Source organism: Paenibacillus sp. FSL R7-277 (assembly GCF_000517965.1).
GTDB lineage: Bacteria > Bacillota > Bacilli > Paenibacillales > Paenibacillaceae > Paenibacillus_AQ > Paenibacillus_AQ silagei.
Genome location: NZ_ASPX01000085.1, coordinates 1 through 19,805, shown reverse-complemented (window position 1 = coordinate 19,805; position 19,805 = coordinate 1). Strand labels below are relative to the sequence as shown.

Below are 19,805 nucleotides of genomic sequence, written 5' to 3'. Positions count from 1 at the left end.
ATAGACAGAGTGTCTAAGTTAGATTCAGAGTATATAAGCAGTGTATAAAAAGTGTCCCGCTAACGGCTTTAGCAGCGCCCCGGCGGGACTTTTTGTTAGTGTTCAACGACAGCCGGTTGATGCAACCCCCTCTTTCCCAAAAATCAGGCTTGCCCCCGGGTTTACTTTTACGCCTGGCGTGGTATAGTATAGTTATAAGTTGCACGAAGGAAATATAGTTGCTCTATTGCAACAATGATTATCATTCTCATTTATCTCTCAGTCATTATCCTCAACTACCATACCCATTCAACATGCTGTCCCGGCGATGCCGGGGCAGCATGTGTCATTTTAAGGGTGTTAATAATGGCTCTCATTCTCAAGTGTGCGCTTAACCAAAACCATTCAGGAAGGTGATTGTTCATGCAAGCAACCTCGAAATCAATGCCCAAATCCATAGCGCGTCAAGGAGGGGCGCAGCAGCCCCGCACTCCGGGACCGCGCCGCTTCGATCCGCTGGCGATGCTCAGCAACTCCGAAATGCAGGCCGCTCTGGGAAGCGGGCTGATTATGCTCATAGCCTGGGCCACCAGCGGCTGGTCGGAGGTCTTATCCGTCATCCTCTATGTGATCTCTTACACGCTGGGCGGCTGGATGAAGGCGAAGGAGGGCGTGGAGACGCTGGTCAAGGAACGTGACCTGGATGTCAACCTGCTGATGATCGCTGCAGCGCTGGGTGCCGCCTCCATCGGCTACTGGAATGAAGGGGCGATGCTGATCTTCATCTTTGCCCTAAGTGGAGCACTGGAGAGCTACACGATGGAGCGCAGCAAAAAGGACATCTCCGCTCTGCTGGCCCTCAAGCCTGCCACTGCGGTCCGGATTGAGCAGGGGGCGATGAGTGAGGTAACGATTGATGAGCTCATGCTCGGAGATCTGCTGCTGATCCGTCCGGGTGAGCTGGTTCCCGCTGACGGCAAGGTATGCCGGGGGGAATCCTCTGTGAATCAGGCTTCCATCACGGGAGAATCGCTTCCCGTAGACAAAGCTGCCGGCAGTGAAGTATTCGCCGGTACCGTCAATGGAGAAGGCCCCCTCTATATAGAAGTGACGAAGACGGCCGAGAATACGCTGTTCGCCAAAATCATCCGCATGGTCGAAGAGGCTGAGAATGAGGTGCCGGATTCGCAGCGTTTTATCAAACGGCTTGAATCCGTATATGCCCGAGTTGTCGTGGCTGCCACGGTCCTGCTGATCACCTTGCCGCCGTTTGTGCTGGACTGGAGCTGGAGCAATACGTTCTACAAGGCAATGGTGTTCCTGGTCGTGGCTTCCCCGTGTGCGCTGGTATCGTCCATCATGCCCGCCATGCTGTCGGCCATCTCCAAGAGCGCCCGCAAAGGCATCCTGTTCAAAGGCGGGGTACATCTGGAGAATATGGCGCGGACCTCGGTCGTTGCTTTTGACAAAACGGGTACCCTGACGGAAGGCATCCCGCAGGTCACGGACTTCATCGCCGGAGAAGGCTATGTGCGGGAAGAGCTGCTGGCCGTGAGCGCCTCTATTGAGAAGCTGTCGGGGCATCCGCTGGCAGAGGCCATTGTCGCGCTGGCGGAAGCGGAACAGATCGGACTGCGGGATATTGAAGAGAGCCAGTCGGTCACCGGCTGGGGAATTGAAGGCGTCATCGACGGCCAGCTGTGGCGGATCGGCAAGTCGAATCTGCTGGATGAAGCGGAAGGGGCGGCTGCCGGGGGGGATACGGACAATTGGAAGGCTCTGCGCAGCAGGCTGGAACAGGAAGGCAAAACGGTATCGCTGATCCTTGCCGGAGAGACGATCGCCGGAATGATTGCCCTGCGGGACACCGTTCGCCCCCAGGCGGCGGCTGCCGTGCGCAAGCTGCATGATCTGGGGATCAAGGTAGCGATGCTGACCGGTGACCGCGAGGCTACAGCCCGGGTCATTGCGGGTGAGAGCGGCGTCGATCTCGTGTTCGCCGGGCTTTTGCCGGAAGATAAGGTATCACACATCAAAGCGCTGCGGGAGCAATACGGGCATGTCATCATGGTAGGCGACGGGGTGAATGATGCACCTGCGCTCGCTACCGCAACGGTTGGCATGGGCATGGGGATGAAGGGCAGCGGGGCTGCCCTGGAGATTGCCGATGTGGTGCTGATGAATGACAACATTGAGGAGATTGCCGGGACGATTGCCCTGGCGCGCCGGACGCAGCGGATTGTGAAGCAGAATATGATTTTTGCCGTAACGGTCATTGCCGCCTTGATGATCAGCAACTTTGTGCAGGGGATTGCGCTGCCGTTCGGGGTGGTCGGGCATGAGGGAAGTACGATTCTCGTCATCCTTAACGGCCTGCGTCTTTTGCGATAACACTTTAGATTGCTTAAAATTGAATTGTTCACAAAATGGAGCGTTTACAACGGGTCTGGTATATTGACAACTCCCCTTGAGGTGATCATAATAAATACTAGATTATAATTATTTTAAATAAGGAATGGCGTCTTTTCCGTCCATCTCAAGGGGGATATCATCATGTACAAATCAATTATTGTCGGTACTGGACCGGCCGGATTGACAGCTGCTATATATTTGGCCCGTGCGAACCTGAACCCGCTAGTTATCGAAGGTCCGCAGCCAGGCGGACAGCTTACAACTACAACGGAGATCGAGAACTTCCCGGGATTCCCGGAAGGCATTCTGGGTCCCGATCTGATGGATAATATGCGCAAGCAGGCTGAGCGATTCGGCGCACAGTTCGTGACCGGCTGGGTGAACAGCGTGGAGCTGGGCGACCGTCCGTTCAAGCTTAACGTGGAGGGTATGGGCACACTGATTACGGATACGCTGATTATCTCCACGGGTGCCACAGCCAAGTATCTCGGAATTCCCGGGGAACAAGATAATATTGGCCGCGGGGTCAGCACTTGTGCTACCTGTGACGGATTTTTCTTCCGCGGCAAAGAGATCGTGGTGGTCGGCGGCGGCGATTCCGCGCTTGAAGAAGCGGGCTTCCTGACACGTTTTGCATCCAAGGTAACCCTGGTGCACCGCCGCGAAGAGCTGCGGGCCTCGAAGATTATGCAGGACCGTGTCCGCGATAACGCCAAAGTGACCTGGGGACTGAACCGTACCCCTGTTGAAGTGATTGCCGAAGACAAGGGTGTAACTGGCCTGAAGGTGATCAACAACGAGACTGGCGAAGAAGAGTTCATTGAAGCCAGCGGGGTATTCGTGGCGGTTGGCCATCATCCGAATACGGCATTCCTGGGCGGACAGATCACTACGGATGCCAACGGTTATATCGTATCGAATCCCGGCACCTCCGAGACGAACATTCCCGGCGTATTCGCCTGCGGCGACGTGCAGGATACCCGTTACAGACAGGCCATTACGGCTGCGGGCAGCGGCTGTATGGCGGCTATGGATGCCGAGAAATATATCGAGAGCCTGGAGCACAGCGCAGTAATTATGTAAGTCTGGCATTTGGAGAAGCAGGGATTACGGTGCTACAATAGAGCTCAGAGTCTAATACTTAGATACGAGGAGGAAATCATACTATGGAGAATGTAATTGTGTACACATCGACGAATTGCCCGCATTGCCGTCAGGTGAAAAGCTTCCTGAGCGATAAAGGGGTAGCCTACGAAGAACGCAACATCGAGCAGAATGAAGAGTACGCCCAGCAGGTGTGGGATATGGGCATGAGAGCTGTGCCGATTACGGTGATCGGGGATATGAAGATCGTCGGCATGAACAAGACCAAGTTCGACAAGGCTTTGGCTGCGACGGAATAATAGCCGGCAGTCCTGAAATATATAGAGCCGCTTCCCGGTGGGAGGCGGCTTTTTGCGGTGCATGCGGAGGAAAAACAACATTTAAATCTGCCCATTGGCCAGGCCTGTTTTAGCGAAAATGAACAATCTTAAATGCTGCTTCTCTACTTGCTTACGTCATTTCTGTCTGCTTGCAGACCTCAGGTAAGAGACATGAACATCTGAAAGACAGCATAGACGGCAATGCCGCTTGCGATAAGGAGGAATCCCGATTTCTTCCGCGACTGGAACAGACGCAGGACACCGAGGCTGACGAGCGGAGCAATGATGAGCAGCAGCAGCAGCACTGCGATGAACATCTTCGCCGAAATATCAGACGTATCAACATAAGTCATGGATTCTCTCTCCATTTCAGAAAAAGGGGTGTGGTGACAAATGTCACACGAGTATCCTTATTATATAGGATAGCCACTCCTTATAGAGCAGGAAATGCAGAAAAAAATGCGGCGATTTTAAGAAATATAAGAATTTAAGGGTCTATAGAGTGACGCGGATGTTGCCCAGAAAATGCATCACCGCTGAAAAACCCGCTCCAATCATGGTTCCCCGGCTTCCCAGCCTGGAGAAGGTGATTTCGAGCTGCTGCTTGTGGTAGGGGAGGGTACGCTCAGCTACCACCCGGCGCAGCGGCTCGCCGAGCCACGGCTCCGCCTCCGATAGAGCGCCGCCGATCACGATCAGCTCTGGGTTGAAGCTGTTGATCAGATTGGTAACTCCGATCCCCAGATACTCTCCAATGGAGTTGAAATGGCTTAGCGTATCGGGCTGCCCCTCAAGCGCATACTTGACCAGTCCGGTCGTTGTGCGGGCCGGGAGGGAGAGGCCGGGGTTATCATAGGTTTTCTCGGAGGCGTACAGCTCCCAGCAACCCCGGCTGCCGCAGCTGCAAGGCTTGCCTTCCGCTTCAATCGTCATATGTCCAGTCTCACCCGCATAGCCGCGCGCGCCCTTGTACAATTCTCCGCCGATAATAATCCCCGACCCGATCCCCGAGCCTGCGCTGATATACAGCAGATGGCGCACATCGCGGGCCGCCCCGAAGTTCAGCTCACCCTGAGCCCCTGCGTTGGCCTCATTATCAATGGTGACTGGCACCGCGAAGGCGCTTTCCAGAATCGAACGCAGGTCTACCATCTCCCAGCCCAGGTTGGGCGCGAACAGGACAACGCCGTGCTCATCGACCATTCCCGGGACGCCGACACCAATGCCGACGAGTCCATAATGTGAAGGCGGGGCCGTAGCGATTAGCTCCGAAATCATCTGCTGCATCTGCCCGAGCACATAAGGGAAGTCGTGGTTCTCCAGCACACTGTCCCGTTCATGAAGAATGCCGCCCCCCAGGTTGCAGAGTACGGCCTTAAGCTGTTTCACGCGCAGCTCGATCCCGATCACACTTCCCGCCATTTCGTTAAAATGCAGCATCAGCGGCTTACGCCCGCCGCTGGATTCTCCGGGTCCAGCCTCGGTTACGAGCTGCTGCCCGCATAGCTCGGCTACCAGATTGGAGACGGTAGCTTTATTCAATCCTGTCACCTCGGACACCTTGGCCCGTGAGATGGGGGAATGCATACGGATGGTATGTAAAATAATCGATTTGTTTATTTTTTTGACCAGCGCCTGATCACCGGTAACTTTCAAGAAGCACACTTCCTTTTACAATATAAGAATTTATCAGTATAGAACCGAGTAGATTACTGGGCCCTTGCACAGGCGGGAAGAGGGTAGCTGTGAAGACGCTCTCCGCTGCGCGGGTATGCCCCCTAGTCTAGAATGAAGAGCGTAAAAATGCAACTATATCCGTTGGAGCTGGACGGTCCGAACGTTACATATTTTTAAATAACTGGAACTTATGAAGGTGAATATAAGCTCCGGTAGACACGCGAAACAGCGGGAAAAATAAAAATAAAAAAACTTTGTTTAACCAATATACAAAGTCAAAGAGATGTGTTAAGATGATGCTGTAAACGCTTGCGGGCGAAGCAAAATATCGAGGAGGATTTTACAAATGGCTTATTTTGAAACAGTGAGCAAGATCTCTTACGAGGGAAGCCGTTCCACCAACCCTTATGCATTCAAATTCTACAATCCTACAGAAATCGTAGCCGGCAAAACAATGGAAGAACACCTGAAATTTGCAATGGCTTACTGGCATACATTAACAGCTGGCGGTTCCGACCCGTTCGGCGCTGAAACTGCAGTCCGCGCTTGGGACAAACTGAGCACGCTGGACAAGGCTAAGGCCCGTGCAGAAGCAGCATTCGAATTCATGGAGAAGATGGACCTGCAGTACTACTGCTTCCATGATGTGGACATCGCTCCTGAAGGCGCGTCCCTGCGTGAATTCTACAGCAACATCGATACGATCGTAGACATCCTTGAACAAGGCATGAAGGCTTCCGGCAAAAAACTGCTGTGGAACACTGCCAACATGTTCACCAACCCGCGCTACATGCACGGTGCAGGCTCCACGTGCAACGCTGACGTATTCGCACACGCTGCTGCACAAGTGAAGAAAGGTCTGGAAGTGGGTAAACGTCTGGGCGCTGACAACTATGTATTCTGGGGCGGCCGTGAAGGTTATGAGACACTGCTGAACACCAATATGCAGCTGGAGCAGGACAACATTGCCCGCCTGTTCAGCATGGCTGTAGATTATGCGAAGGAAATCGGCTTCGACGGCCAGTTCCTGATCGAGCCTAAGCCGAAAGAGCCTACCAAGCACCAATATGACTTCGATGCAGCAACCTGCATCGCATTCCTGCAGAAGTACAACCTGGATAAGCACTTCAAGCTGAACCTTGAAGCGAACCATGCTACACTCGCTGGCCACACCTTCGAGCATGAACTGCATGTAGCCCGTATTAACGGCATGCTGGGATCACTCGATGCGAACCAGGGCGATCCGTTGCTCGGCTGGGATACAGATGAATTCCCTGCAAGCATCTACGATGCTACACTGACTCTCTATGAAGTACTGAAGAACGATGGTCTGGGCAAAGGCGGAATCAACTTTGACTCCAAAGTACGCCGTCCTTCCTTCGAGCCTGAGGATCTGTTCCTGGCACACATCTCCGGTATGGACGTATACGCTAAGGGCCTGAAGGTAGCTGCTAAGCTGCTGGAAGATGGCGTATTCGAGAACTTCATCGCTGAGCGTTACAGCAGCTTCAACGAAGGCGTTGGCGCTGACATCGTATCCGGCAAAGCGACACTGGCTTCGCTGGCTGACTACGCGCTGAACAACGAGAGCCCGCGTCCGAACAAATCCGGACGTCAGGAACTGCTGAGAGCTACACTTAACCAGTACATCCTGACTGCTGAGTAAGACGCTGCCGGATTTGCGGGATTGCCCGCAGATTCATTAGAGAAGACACGCAACGGGGGTTGCTGAAGAGAGCATTCTTCGGCAGCCCCTTTTTTAATACTGGAAATGCATTTTATACAACTAAATCATCTTATGTATCGCCGAATATCCGTTTAGTTGTATTTCGTACAATTAAACTGCCTCCGTACCCGGGTTTTTGCCTATTTGGGCAGATTTAGTTGTACTGAGTACAGTTAGAGGAGGAAAACCTTTCTTTTCACTGTATTTAGATGTACAGAATACAACTATCACCAATTGGCTCGGTTCAGCTTGTTTAGCTCTGATGCTCTACTAGGACTGTGTGAGTGTATTTTGTGCAGTAGAATGCTCTAATTTGGCTGCAAAATAGCATTCTGCTGTATTCCATACAACAGATATTTGAGGATACCGTACAAAACAGCCTTTTCATGGAATTCTAGTGTACAAAGTACAATTGCCTAGGATTTTCGGCCGATTTAACGAGAATCTATTGCAGGAAATACAATCGCTGCCGCATCTTCAGTGGATTGAAACCGTTGGAACGGCTGATGCTTACGAAGCGAGTTTTGCTCGAAGAGAATACATGATGCGGAACCCCGCAAAACTTAAGATTATGCTTACGAAGCGAGTTATATTGCGGAGATGTTCCAAGAGAAGTAATGCTTCATATAACTTTTAGGAGGATAACTATGAAATATGTAATTGGTGTCGATCTTGGAACCAGTGCGGTCAAGACTGTACTGGTAGATCCTCAGGGCAAGGTGGCTTTCGAGCATTCTGAAGCGTATCCGCTCAGCAGACCCCAGCCGAACTGGAGTGAGCAGAACCCGGAGGATTGGGTGAAGGGAACCATCGCCAGTCTGAAGCGTCTGATGGAAGTATCGGGTGCAGAGCCTGGACAGATCGACGGTATCAGCTTCTCCGGCCAGATGCACGGGCTTGTGCTCGTTGACGGCGAAGGCAAGGCGCTGCGTCCCGCCATTCTATGGAATGATACGCGTACGACTGCGGAATGCCGCAAAATTGAGAAGAAGCTCGGCAGCAAGCTGATCGATATCGCCCGCAACCGCGCGCTCGAAGGCTTCACGCTTCCGAAGATTCTGTGGGTCCAGGAGCATGAGCCTGAGGTGCTCGCGAAGGCTGAATTGTTCCTGCTGCCGAAGGATTATGTGCGCTACCACCTGACGGGTGACTACGCTATGGACTACTCTGACGCAGCCGGAACTCTGCTGCTCGACGTAGGCGCGAAGCAGTGGAGTGCAGAGATTGCCGGAGCGTTCGATCTGCCGGTCTCCCTCTGCCCGAGACTCGTGGAATCCTTCGAGCAGACCGGAACCCTGCTTCCGGCGGTGGCCGAAGCCTCCGGCCTGCTTCCTACCACCAAGGTGTTCGCCGGCGGGGCAGACAATGCCTGCGGCGCACTGGGAGCCGGCATTCTGGGTGAAGGCCGGACGATGTGCAGCATCGGGACTTCCGGTGTGGTATTGTCCTACGAGAGCAACAAGGATCTTAACCTCGAAGGCAAGGTGCATTTCTTCAACCACAGTGAGAAGGATGCCTTCTATATCATGGGTGTTACCCTGGCGGCAGGACACAGCCTGACTTGGTTCAAGGAGACCTTTGCAGCAGACAAGAGCTTCGACGAGCTGCTGCAGGGAGTGAACGATATCCCGGCTGGCAGCAGCGGTCTCTTGTTCACCCCTTACATCAGCGGGGAACGTACACCGCACCCGGATGCCAGCATCCGTGGCAGCTTCATCGGTATGGATTCCGGACATACCCTGTCCCACTTTACCCGCGCTGTCCTGGAAGGCATCACGTTCTCGCTGCGTGAATCGATTGAGATTGTGCGTGAATCCGGCAAAGAGATTACCGAGGTCGTGGCGATCGGCGGCGGGGCTAAGAATGAAGCCTGGCTACAGATGCAGGCTGATATCTTCGGCGCTACGATCATCAAGCTGGAGAGCGAGCAGGGTCCGGCTATGGGCGCAGCTATGCTGGCAGCCTATGGCGCAGGCTGGTTCGAGTCCCTGGGTGCATGTGCGGAAGCCTTCATCCGTCCGGCAGAGACCTATACCCCTAATGCAGATCAGGCGGCGCTATATGACGGGATCTTCGCTTTGTATCAGGATGTATACGGCCAGACCCGCGAGCTGAATGAGAAGCTGGCTTCTTACCGTAAATAGAATATCCGCACGGAATGACTGCCATCCTGTAAAGGGTGGCAGCTTGTTTTCTTTAGGGTATAAGATCTATATAAGAAGACTATCTGGTGACAACAGCGGCCGGAAGTCCAAATGTTCACCGCAGTTACGACACTGCTTCAAGTACAATTTTAAGTGTTCCTTATTTAGTATGATAAATTCCGGCTCGGAAGCTCGAGTACGGCATGAAGGGAGGCCCCCTATTGATCAAAGTACTGATTGTGGATGATGAGCCCAAGCTGAGGGAAGGGATGCGCACCTTGATTCCCTGGGAGGAAGAGGGGTATACCGTGGTGGCGACAGCGGCTAACGGTTATGAAGCGCTGGACAAATTCCGTGAGCTGCAACCTGGACTTGTGATGGCGGATATCCGTATGCCGGGAATGACCGGACTGGAATTAATCGCTGAACTGCGCAAGGAAAGTCCGGGCTGCCATGTGCTGATTCTAAGCGGCTATGCCGATTTTGAATATGCGAAGCAGGCCATCTCTTATCATATTGATGGATACTTGCTCAAGCCGGTGGATGAGGAGGAACTGATCAGCTATCTGCAGGAGCTGCGGGAGAAGATCAGCCTGGAAGAGCGGATCAACGAATGGCAGGCGCTGGAGCCGGCAAGAACCACCGAGGTGCTGGTGCGGGAGCTGCTGCAGTCGAATTCGAAGGAAGGCGGGGAAGCCGCGGCTGAACTGGGCCTCACGGACAGCGGCTGCGAAGTGGTGCTGCTGGAATTGAAAGGGCTTAACAAGGGCGAGGATGCCCGTGAGGATGCGGTGAAGCGGCTGATGGAGCGGCATTGGCAGGAGCAGGAGGGGCACGGCTTCTTCTTCACCCTCCCCCCATACATGGGAATTCTGCTGAAGGAGCCGCTTCGGGATGAACGCGCCCGGGCGGCGCTCTGGCAGGAGCTGCACCACCTGATCTCGAAGGAGGGGCTGGAGTTCGTGGCCGCAGCGGGCGGAACAGCCGGCCGGCCGGAGGAGGCCGGAGAGTCCTTCGGGGCTGCGCGCGCCCGGCTGGAGGATGCCTTCTTCGGGCAGAAGAACACACTGCTCTGTGGAATGCCGAACCTGTGGGAGCAGCCTGCACAAGGCGCGGTTGAACCGGAGGAGGAGCTGGACCCCGAGCGTGATATCGAGGTGCAGCTGCTGCTGGCAGTAGAGGCTGGCAGTAGCGAGGTAGCCAGGGAGCTTACGTTGCAGATTATCCGCAAGCTCGTGCATACCCAGCGGGACGAGACCTATATCAAGGACCAGCTGCTGCGGATTGTCAGCAGCACGATTGCCCGGCTGGAGGCGGCGAGTCCTGAGCTGCGCCCGCTGATTGCCGGACAAGCCTCGCCGATGGGCGAGGTCTACAGCAGCAGATACCTGCATGATGCAGAGCGGCTGGTGTCGGGCTATATGGAGCAGCTTTCCAGGCTGACGGGCAGCGGAAGCGGACGCGGCGATGAGATTAAGCGGATTACGGATCTGATCCAGCGCCGGTATAAGGAGAATTTGAAGCTGGGCACACTTGCGGAGATTTTTAACTACAATAGCGCCTACTTGGGTAAAATGTTCAAGAACCAGGTGGGTGAGCACTTCAACACATATCTGGATAAGGTGCGGATCGAGAAGGCCAAGCAGCTGCTGACCCAGGGCATGAAGGTCTATGAGGTGGCCGAGCAGGTCGGATACATGAACTCTGATTATTTCAATGCCAAATTCCGCAAATATGTCGGCGTCTCCCCAAGCGCGTACCGCAAGGAGAACTAGACTTAAGGCATTTAACGAAAAGCAAAAAGAAGCGGAGGGGGAATTTGAAACTGTAGGTCGCGGTAAGCTTGCAGAGGATCAGGTATGAGGCTTATGATATACAGGCTGTTCCCCTTCTTGCAGAAGATCCGGGAGCAGCCTGTTTGTATAGAGAGGGGAGATTGATATCAAGAAGCTGGTGCGGATGGTCAATAACATGAAGCTGAAATACAAGCTGATCTTCTTTTATATCATAGTGGTGATGATTCCCGTGCTGATTGCAGGGGTGATTCTAACGAATTATTTTCGGGAGGGAGCCTTGAACAGAGCGATTGATCAGGCCACCAACAACGTAGAAAAGATCAAAAGCCAGTTGTACAGCAAGCTGCGTGTCCCTACAGATATTTCGAATCTGCTCTATTTCGATGAGGATCTGGAGCGGCTGGTCAATACGCATTATCCGAGTATTCTGGAGCTGACCAAGGCTTATCTGAATTATACCGACCTCAAGGAATATGTGCTGCGGTACCGGGAAATCTCCAATATCCGCTTTTTCATCGATAATCCCACACTGGTGGATGATATGTCTATCGCGCCGGTAACGCCGGAGATCCGTACGAGAAACTGGTATACACAGGCTATGCAGAACAATCAGATCTACTGGATGTATATCCACGACAAGGACCCTTATATCAACAGCCCCAAAGGGACCATCAACAAGCTGAGTCTGATCCGCCAGGTTCCCTACCCTGAATACAGCAAGTCAGGAATTCTGATGGTGCAGGTGAATCAGGATGAGCTGAACCAGATGCTGCACCAGGAGCCGTTCGAGACGATCATTATTGATGAGCAGGGCTATATTGTATCCGCCAAAAATCCGCAGCTGGTAGGCAGCACGGTGGATGCTTTTGACATAGGGATAAATGTGCAGTCGCAATCCAAAGGTGTGTTCATGACCCAGGTGAAGGATAAGGATTCCTACGTCATGATCGATGAGATGATCCCTGAGCTGAGTGTCAGCAAGCTAAAGATCATTTCCGTATTTGAAACCAAAAGCATTCTGAGCGATGCCAACAAGGTGAGTCAGCTGGGGCTGTTTATCGTAATCGGGGTGCTGCTGGTTGCGCTTGTACTGGTCTATACTATCTCGCTGCTGACGAGCAACCGGCTGCTGCGGCTGAGCCGCCAGCTCAATCAAGTGGCTCTCGGGAACCTGAACGTCGTCTCCCACATTGACGGAACAGACGAGATCGGCCAGCTGTCGCGCCAGTTCAACTACATGGTAGCCAGCATCAACCAGCTGATTACCCAGGTGATAGAGAGCAATGAGAAGAACAGTACGCTGGAGATCGCGCAGCGGGAGATTAAGCTGAAGATGATGGCCAGCCAGATTCATCCGCATTTTCTGTTCAACGCGCTGGAATCGATCCGCATGAATGCCCATCTTAAGGGCGAGAAGGAAATTGCGAATATCGTCAGACTGCTCGGTAAGCTTATGCGCAAGAACCTGGAAGTAGGCAGGGAACGGGCGCCGATCAAGGAAGAAGTTGAGATGATCCGCTCCTATCTGGAGATTCAGAAGTTCCGGTACGAGGACAGGCTGGAGTATGAGATTGCCTTCGATCCCGACGCCGCTGAGGTGATGATTCCGCCGCTGATTATCCAGCCGCTGGTGGAGAATTCTGTCGTTCATGGTCTCGAGAACAAGGAAGGCACGGTGCACGTCAGCATCGCCATTACCCTCACGGAGAATCAGGAGATTCAGGTGATTGTAATGGATGACGGGATCGGCATGAAGGAAGGACGGCTGGCCGAGATTATGGAGGTCATCACCAAGGCGGAAGAAGAGGAGCAGGGCCGGATCGGGCTGCGCAATGTGCAGCAGAGACTGACTCTGTATTACGGAGCGGAGCACGGGCTGAACATCTCAAGCCGGGAGGGAGAGGGGACCCGGATTACATTTTCAATCCCGAAGGGACAGTGATTTGAAGGCTTAAGGGGATACAGGCGGGGAGAATGTCTAATTTCTATAGGTTTTTACGTGAAATCTGTTGGGTATTCTCGCCCCCGGCGCTGGGATAAGATAAAGCTATCAAAGCGAAGGGGGAATAATGATCGTGAAAGCGCTCACTGAAAGCGGTGTTACAGCAAATGAAAGCGTAACCCCCCGCCCACCTGCGAAACGGAATAGTGGATTTTGGAAAAGCGTACTCCAGCAAAAGTACTTATACCTGATGTCCCTTCCATTCGTAATCTGGGTATTTATATTCAGCTATGTGCCTATATGGGGATGGCTAATGGCCTTCCAGAATTATAAGCCGGTCAGGTCGTTCAGCGAGCAGAAATGGGTCGGACTGGACAACTTCAGGGAGCTGTTCCAGGATGAACGCTTCTACCTCGTATTAAGAAATACACTGGCGATGAGCATGCTGGGACTGATCTTCGGCTTCGTGGTTCCTATCCTGTTCGCCGTGATGCTCAACGAGCTGCGCGGGAACGTCTTCAAGAGATCGGTTCAGACGATATCTTACCTGCCCCACTTTGTATCCTGGGTCGTTGTAGGCGGGATTGTCTACAAGACGCTTGCCATCGATGGAGGGATCGTGAACGATTTGCTGCTCTGGATGAATGTGATTGATGAGCCGATTCAGTTCATGGCCAAAGGGAAATACTTCTGGGGAGTCTTAACGGCTGCTGACATTTGGAAGGAAACGGGCTGGAACGCGATCATCTATCTGGCAGCGATTACAGGCATTGATAAAGAGCTGTATGAAGCGGCCAAAGTCGATGGTGCAGGACGGGTCAAGCAGATGTTCAATATTACGCTGCCGGGTATCCGCACAACGGTGATGGTGCTGCTGATTATGAATATCGGCCATCTGGTCGGGATCGGCTTCGAGAAGCAATTCCAGCTGCAGAACAACATGGTTACCGATTATTCGGAAGTGCTGGATTTGTATGCGCTTAAATACGGGATACAGATTGGACGGTTCTCCTATGGTACCGCGATAAGCATGTTCACCTCGGTAGTCAGTGTCATCCTGCTGTTCACCGCTAACGGTCTGATGAAGAAATTTGCCAAAGAAAGCATTATGTAAGGAGGGGATCATCCATGGGTGGCAAAGCATTCCAAATGTCAAAAGGTGAACGTGTCTTCGATATTTTTCTCTACATCGCTCTAATCCTGATTATGATTGTGACGTTATATCCCTTTCTGAACGTGCTGGCGATTTCCTTCAATGAATCTACAGATACGGTCCGGGGTGGCATCTATATCTTCCCGCGGGTCTGGACTCTAGAGAATTACCAGCGGATCTTCAGCTATACGGGGCTGATTCAAGGCTTCAAAATATCGATTCTGCGTACCCTTTCCGGTACTCTTCTGGGGCTGATCAGTGCTTCCATGCTGGCCTTTACCCTCAGCCGTCCGGAGTTCAGAGCCAGAAGATTCGTCTCGGTATTCCTGGCCCTGACCATGTATTTCTCCGGCGGTATGGTGCCGATGTACATTCTCATGAAGGACCTGAATCTGATCGGAACGTTCTGGATCTACATCCTGCCGGGTATGGTATCCGCGTTCAACGTGTTCATTATCCGCTCTTTCATGGACGGCCTGCCGTTTGCCCTGCAGGAATCCGCTAAGCTGGATGGGGCGAATGACTTTATGATTTTCTACAAAATCATTCTTCCGCTCTGTAAGCCGGTGCTGGCGACTATCGCCTTGTTCCTGGCCGTGGGGCAATGGAATGAGTGGTTCACCACCTATCTCTACAACGGCAACAAGCCGCATCTGACTACGCTGCAGTTCGAGCTGATGAAGGTCCTGTCTTCGACCAATCAGGGCAGCGGCATGGCAAATGCGAATGATATGGCCAGACAGATGGCGCAGATTTCACCGGAGTCGATCAAGATGGCGATTACCATTGTCGTAACGGTGCCGATTCTCGTGGTCTATCCGTTCCTGCAAAAGTATTTTGTCGGCGGGATGACGCTGGGTGCAGTCAAGGCTTAGGCCTTAACCCAGAGTGACAGGGGGAGAAGCTGCCGGGTTCAGTGCAGAGCCGGGCAGCTAACCCGCTTAAGGTGAAGTGTTAATTAGTGGTAATTTATATTTATAGTAGTTTTGCAAGCGTTCACAATGGTATATTCAGGTCTCACCTGATATGCATAGAGGCAACATATTAAGATACAAGGGGGATACACAATGAACCGCAAGAGTACCAAGACGATCTTCACACTCCTGCTGATGAGCTCGATGCTGATCGCCGGTTGTGGAGGCAACGGCAATAATGCAGCCAACAATACGACGCCTAACAACTCAGGAACTACACCTGATGCTACTGCCGCAGCAGATGATACGGCTCTAGATACCTCACCGGCTACGTTCACCTTCTTCGGTGCGGATGCCAGCCCGAACTGGAACAAGATGCAGGATGATGTAGGTAAAGCGATTACGGAGAAGACAGGGGTTACCCTTGAAGCTGAATTCGATGTAGGCAGCGGCGGCGGCGACCAGAAGATTGCGATGATGGCGGCGAGCGGCGACGTTCCTGATATTATTTTCGCTAAAGGAAGTCTGAGTACCCTGGTGGATGCGGGCCTGATCATTGATATGACGGACCTGATTGACAAATATGGCCCCAACCTCAAGAAGGTCTACGGCGAGAATATGAACCGGCTGAAGTACAGCCTGGATGACCAGAGCATTTATCAGATCCCTACGAATGTGGGTGTCGGCCAAAAATCCTTTGATGCCACAGGCGGATTTGAAATTCAGCATCGTGTGCTTAAAGAGCTTGGCTATCCGAAGGTGCGGACTGTAGCTGATTTTGAAAAGGTGCTTAAGGATTATGTGAAGCTGCATCCGGAAACCGATGGACAGCCCACCATTCCTCTGACGCTGAACGCCGATGACTGGAAGATTATGATCACCGTGACGAACCCGGCCTTCACTACAACCGGCGCACCGGATGATGGTGAATATTATGTGGACCCTGAGACCTTCGAAGCGAAGCTTCACTACAAACGCGCCGAAGAAAAGGAATATTTCCGCTGGCTGAACGGCATGTACAATCAAGGCCTGCTCGACAAGGACACCTTCGTACAAAAGGATGACCAATACAAAGCGAAAGTGGCCAGCGGCCGTGTACTCGGTCTGATCTCCCAGGAATGGGAATACTCCGACGGTGAGAATGCCCTGAAGGCTGCCGGCAAAGACGAGTATACCTATGGACACTTCCCTGTAACCCTGACCGAAGAGTATAAGGATCATTCCTTCATGCAGACGGGAATTGACGGCTACGGGATTGCAATCACTACGGCAGCCAAAGATCCTGAGCGGATCATCAAATGGCTGGATTGGATGTCCTCCGATGAAGGCCAGGTCCTGAGAACCTGGGGGATTAAAGATAAGCACTATACTGTGGATGCCAATGGCAAGCGTGAGGTTCTGCCTGAGATCCGTGACGGCCTAGCCAATGATACAGCGAACACTCAAAAAACAACCGGGATCGGCCAGTACCTGATCTTCGGTGCACGGTATGGCGACGGCGTGAAGGATTCAACAGACAACTATTACACCACAAGCTTCCCTGAGCAGATTGTTGCTTCGTACTCCGAAGCTGAGAAGGAATCCCTTGCCGGATATAAGGCGACTACCTGGAAGGACCTGTTCCCGAAAGAGGATGAATTCCCTGTAAAAGAAACAGGTGCCCTGTACAACCTGCCGGTTCCGACAGACGGTAAATATCAGGTCATCTTCAAAAAGACCCAGGATATCGTACGTAAACGTATCCCGGAAGCGATTCTGTCCAAACCGGCTGATTTCGATAAAGTCTATGACGCCTTCCTGGCCGAGCTGGACAAAGCCGGTGCTCAGGATATGGAAAAAGAATTCACTGAGCTGGTGAAAAAGAGAGTATCCCTGTGGACAGGCAAAAATCTGTAAATCCTAACGGGATGTAGCATGATCAAGTGTACAGCAGAAAGCAGAAGGCCCGACTTAGGTCAGGGCCTTTTGTTGTATCCAGAACTTAGTACGAAGGGTGAGGAGAACATGGAAACTAAACAAAATACATCCGCATGGAAGCTCAGATACCGTCAGCCCGCAGCTGTCTGGGAAGAGGCGCTGCCGCTCGGGAACGGGCATATGGGGGCTATGGTATTCGGCGGTACGGATAAAGAGCTGATCTCGCTGAATGAGGATACCTTATGGTCCGGGTTCCCCCGGGATACCAATAATTACGAAGCGCTCAGGTATTTGAAAAGAACCCGGGAGCTAATCGCTGCAGGCCAGTATGGGGAGGCCGAGGATATGGTGAATGCTCATATGCTGGGGGTCAACGCCCAGGCCTATATGCCGCTCGGGGATCTGATTCTTACGCAGCCGGGCGCAGAGAACTATACAGCCTATAAAAGAGAGCTGGATCTGGATAGCGGAGTTGCCAGAGTGACCTATAAGACAGGGCAGGGAGCCTTCACCCGTGAAGTATTTATCAGTACCCCGGACCAGGTCGGTGTCGTGCATCTGACAAGCGATCAGCCCGGGGGAATTCAGCTAGAGCTGGCACTGGACAGCCAATTACAGCATAGCGTTAGTCCCGGGGAAGGGAACCGGCTGGTAATGCAGGGGCGCTGTCCCTCGCATATTGCCGACAATTACCACCAGGATCATCCGCTTGCGGTGCTCTATGAAGCGGGGCTTGGAGTTGCGTTCGAGCTGCACCTGCATGTACAGGTAACCGGGGGGAGTATCCGGCATTCCGCAGGCAAGCTCGTGATCACCGGCGCAGATCGTGTGCTGCTGCTGCTGGCTGCCGGAACGGACTATGAGGAGGTGCGGTCCAGAGCAAGTCATAGATCCGCTGCGTCAGCATCGTATTCCGCAGCTGGGATAAGTCCGGCGGAGCTGTGCGCGAGCAGATTAAGCGCTGCGGCCGGTAAGACTTATGAGGAGCTGTACGCACGCCACGTTGCAGATCATCAGGCGATCTTCCGCCGGATGGATCTGGATCTTGGCGGTCACGAGGCGGATGAGCGGCCCACCGATGAACGTCTGGCCGCATATCAGCAGGGGGCAGAAGACCCGGCGTTGGAAGCTCTGCTGTTCCAATATGGCCGCTATCTGCTGATGGGTAGCTCGCGCGCCGGAACCCAGGCAGCGAATCTGCAGGGGATATGGAATGCCCATGTTCAGCCGCCATGGAACAGCAATTACACGACCAATATCAATACACAGATGAACTACTGGCTGGCGGAGGTCTGCAATCTCAGCGAATGTCATGAGCCGCTCCTTGAGCTGATTAAGGAGCTTAGTGAGACCGGGGCCAGAACGGCTGCTATTCATTACGGGGCGCGCGGCTGGGTAGCCCATCATAATGTTGACCTGTGGCGGGCCTCCACACCGTCCGGCGGAGATGCCAGCTGGGCCTTCTGGCCCATGGGCGGCGTGTGGCTATGCCGTCACCTGTGGGAGCATTACGAATTCAACCCGGATGTGAAGGTTTTGAGTGAGACCGCTTATCCGCTAATGAAAGGAGCTGCTCTCTTCTGCCTGGATTGGCTGGTGGAAGGAACGGATGGGTGGCTCGTTACCAGTCCGTCTACTTCGCCGGAGAACCGGTTCATCACGGAGGACGGCAGAGCTTGCAGTATATCTATGGGTTCGGCCATGGATATGAGCCTGATCGCTGAGCTGATGCAGCATTGCCTGGAGGCTGCGCGCATTCTCGGCGTGGACGCTGAGCTACAGGAGGAGCTGGAACAGACGCTTGCCCGGCTGTCTCCGCTGAGGATTAGCAAGGATGGACGGGTGCAGGAATGGCTCTATGACTTCGCTGAAGCCGAGCCGGGGCACCGCCATGTCTCCCATCTGTACAGCCTGTATCCGGGCAGCCGGATTAACAGGCGGGACACGCCGAAGCTGCTGGAAGCCAGCCGCTTAACGCTGGAGCAGCGGGTTGCTTCCGGCGGGGGACATACCGGCTGGAGCTGTGCTTGGCTGATTAACCTCTATGCCCGGCTCGCAGACGGCGATGCGGCTTACGGCTATGTTCGCGCGCTGTTAACCCGCTCCGTCTATCCCAACCTGTTCGACGCGCATCCGCCGTTTCAGATTGACGGTAATTTCGGCGCGGCTGCCGGCATCGCAGAGATGCTGCTTCAGAGTCATCTCGGGGAGCTTACACTGCTTCCGGCGCTGCCTGGAGCCTGGAAGAATGGCCGTATCCGGGGTCTTAAGGCGCGCGGCGGGTATGAGGTGGACCTCGAATGGCGGGCCGGAGTTCTGGTATACGCGCGGATTACAGCCCGGTTCGATGGAACACTGTGGCTCGGCTATACGCAAGAGCTGAAGCTGAAGCTGAAGCTTGCAGACGGACGCCTCCAGACAGTGAGTGGTGCGCTTGAGGTTACGGCTGGCGGGGTGTATTGGGTGGAGGTGTAAAACTATAAATATAATGGAAAATAAATCCGATAGTAATAGGAGGTAGCCTGTATGACTAAGGGAGATTTATTGATTAAAATTAGAAGCCAGTGAGTTTTAGCATTCGGCGGAAAGGATGGTTATGGCATCAACAAAGCTAGTATTTAACGAAGATGAAGTCCGGCGCCTGCAGACGAAGATCGGTCAGGTGAGCCAGGACACCAACAGGCTGTACCTTCAATTGAAGGGCCAGTCCAGTAGCTGGGG

Annotated in this window: 13 protein-coding genes; 11 read left to right on the top strand and 2 right to left on the bottom strand. The window is 53.3% G+C overall.

Annotated features, from left to right (window positions below; translation table 11 throughout):
* Nucleotides 1-423 precede the first annotated feature (423 nt).
* The 3 genes from C173_RS25625 to C173_RS25615 all read left to right on the top strand — a co-directional run bounded on the left by C173_RS25625 (nt 424) and on the right by C173_RS25615 (nt 3,794).
* A complete protein-coding gene (locus C173_RS25625) occupies nt 424-2,370 on the top strand; it encodes a heavy metal translocating P-type ATPase (RefSeq protein ID WP_036730543.1) in 1,947 nt (648 codons plus the stop codon).
* Between the two features lie 162 nt (nt 2,371-2,532).
* Nucleotides 2,533-3,474 (top strand): thioredoxin-disulfide reductase, encoded by a 942-nt coding sequence (gene trxB, locus C173_RS25620; RefSeq protein ID WP_036730365.1) that lies wholly within the window; start codon nt 2,533-2,535, stop codon nt 3,472-3,474.
* A gap of 83 nt (nt 3,475-3,557) precedes the next feature.
* The gene (locus C173_RS25615) at nt 3,558-3,794 is read left to right on the top strand and encodes a glutaredoxin family protein (RefSeq protein ID WP_036694922.1); all 237 of its coding nucleotides are present in this window, start codon (nt 3,558-3,560) and stop codon (nt 3,792-3,794) included.
* Nucleotides 3,795-3,973: 179 nt separating this feature from the next.
* On the opposite strand, the gene C173_RS25610 is transcribed toward C173_RS25615, so the two are convergent.
* Both C173_RS25610 and C173_RS25605 read right to left on the bottom strand, forming a co-directional pair.
* On the bottom strand, nt 3,974-4,168 hold the full coding sequence (locus tag C173_RS25610; protein ID WP_036694925.1) for a hypothetical protein: 195 nt from the start codon (nt 4,166-4,168) through the stop codon (nt 3,974-3,976).
* Between the two features lie 142 nt (nt 4,169-4,310).
* The gene (locus C173_RS25605) at nt 4,311-5,471 is read right to left on the bottom strand and encodes an ROK family transcriptional regulator (RefSeq protein WP_036730363.1); all 1,161 of its coding nucleotides are present in this window, start codon (nt 5,469-5,471) and stop codon (nt 4,311-4,313) included.
* A 367-nt stretch (nt 5,472-5,838) separates the two neighbouring features.
* On the opposite strand from C173_RS25605, the gene xylA reads away from it, so the two are divergent.
* The 8 genes from xylA (at nt 5,839) to C173_RS25565 (ending at nt 19,559) form a co-directional block, all read left to right on the top strand.
* On the top strand, nt 5,839-7,158 hold the full coding sequence (gene xylA / locus C173_RS25600) for a xylose isomerase (protein ID WP_036730361.1): 1,320 nt from the start codon (nt 5,839-5,841) through the stop codon (nt 7,156-7,158).
* Between the two features lie 707 nt (nt 7,159-7,865).
* Nucleotides 7,866-9,362, top strand: a complete 1,497-nt coding sequence (xylB, locus tag C173_RS25595; RefSeq protein WP_036730359.1) for a xylulokinase — start codon at nt 7,866-7,868, stop codon at nt 9,360-9,362.
* A gap of 221 nt (nt 9,363-9,583) precedes the next feature.
* Nucleotides 9,584-11,137: a response regulator transcription factor gene (locus C173_RS25590; protein ID WP_036730357.1), complete on the top strand. Its 1,554-nt coding sequence runs from the start codon at nt 9,584-9,586 to the stop codon at nt 11,135-11,137.
* A gap of 184 nt (nt 11,138-11,321) precedes the next feature.
* The gene (locus C173_RS25585; RefSeq protein WP_081751338.1) at nt 11,322-13,100 is read left to right on the top strand and encodes a sensor histidine kinase; all 1,779 of its coding nucleotides are present in this window, start codon (nt 11,322-11,324) and stop codon (nt 13,098-13,100) included.
* 127 nt (nt 13,101-13,227) lie between these two features.
* Nucleotides 13,228-14,214, top strand: coding sequence for an ABC transporter permease (locus tag C173_RS25580; protein ID WP_081751337.1), 987 nt, complete (start codon nt 13,228-13,230; stop codon nt 14,212-14,214).
* Nucleotides 14,215-14,228: 14 nt separating this feature from the next.
* Nucleotides 14,229-15,128 carry a carbohydrate ABC transporter permease gene (locus C173_RS25575; RefSeq protein ID WP_036730353.1) on the top strand — a complete coding sequence of 300 codons (900 nt, stop codon included), beginning with the start codon at nt 14,229-14,231 and terminating at the stop codon, nt 15,126-15,128.
* 192 nt (nt 15,129-15,320) lie between these two features.
* A complete protein-coding gene (locus tag C173_RS25570; RefSeq protein ID WP_036730350.1) occupies nt 15,321-17,063 on the top strand; it encodes an ABC transporter substrate-binding protein in 1,743 nt (580 codons plus the stop codon).
* A gap of 108 nt (nt 17,064-17,171) precedes the next feature.
* Nucleotides 17,172-19,559, top strand: coding sequence for a glycoside hydrolase family 95 protein (locus C173_RS25565; RefSeq protein WP_036730349.1), 2,388 nt, complete (start codon nt 17,172-17,174; stop codon nt 19,557-19,559).
* Nucleotides 19,560-19,805: the final 246 nt, after the last annotated feature.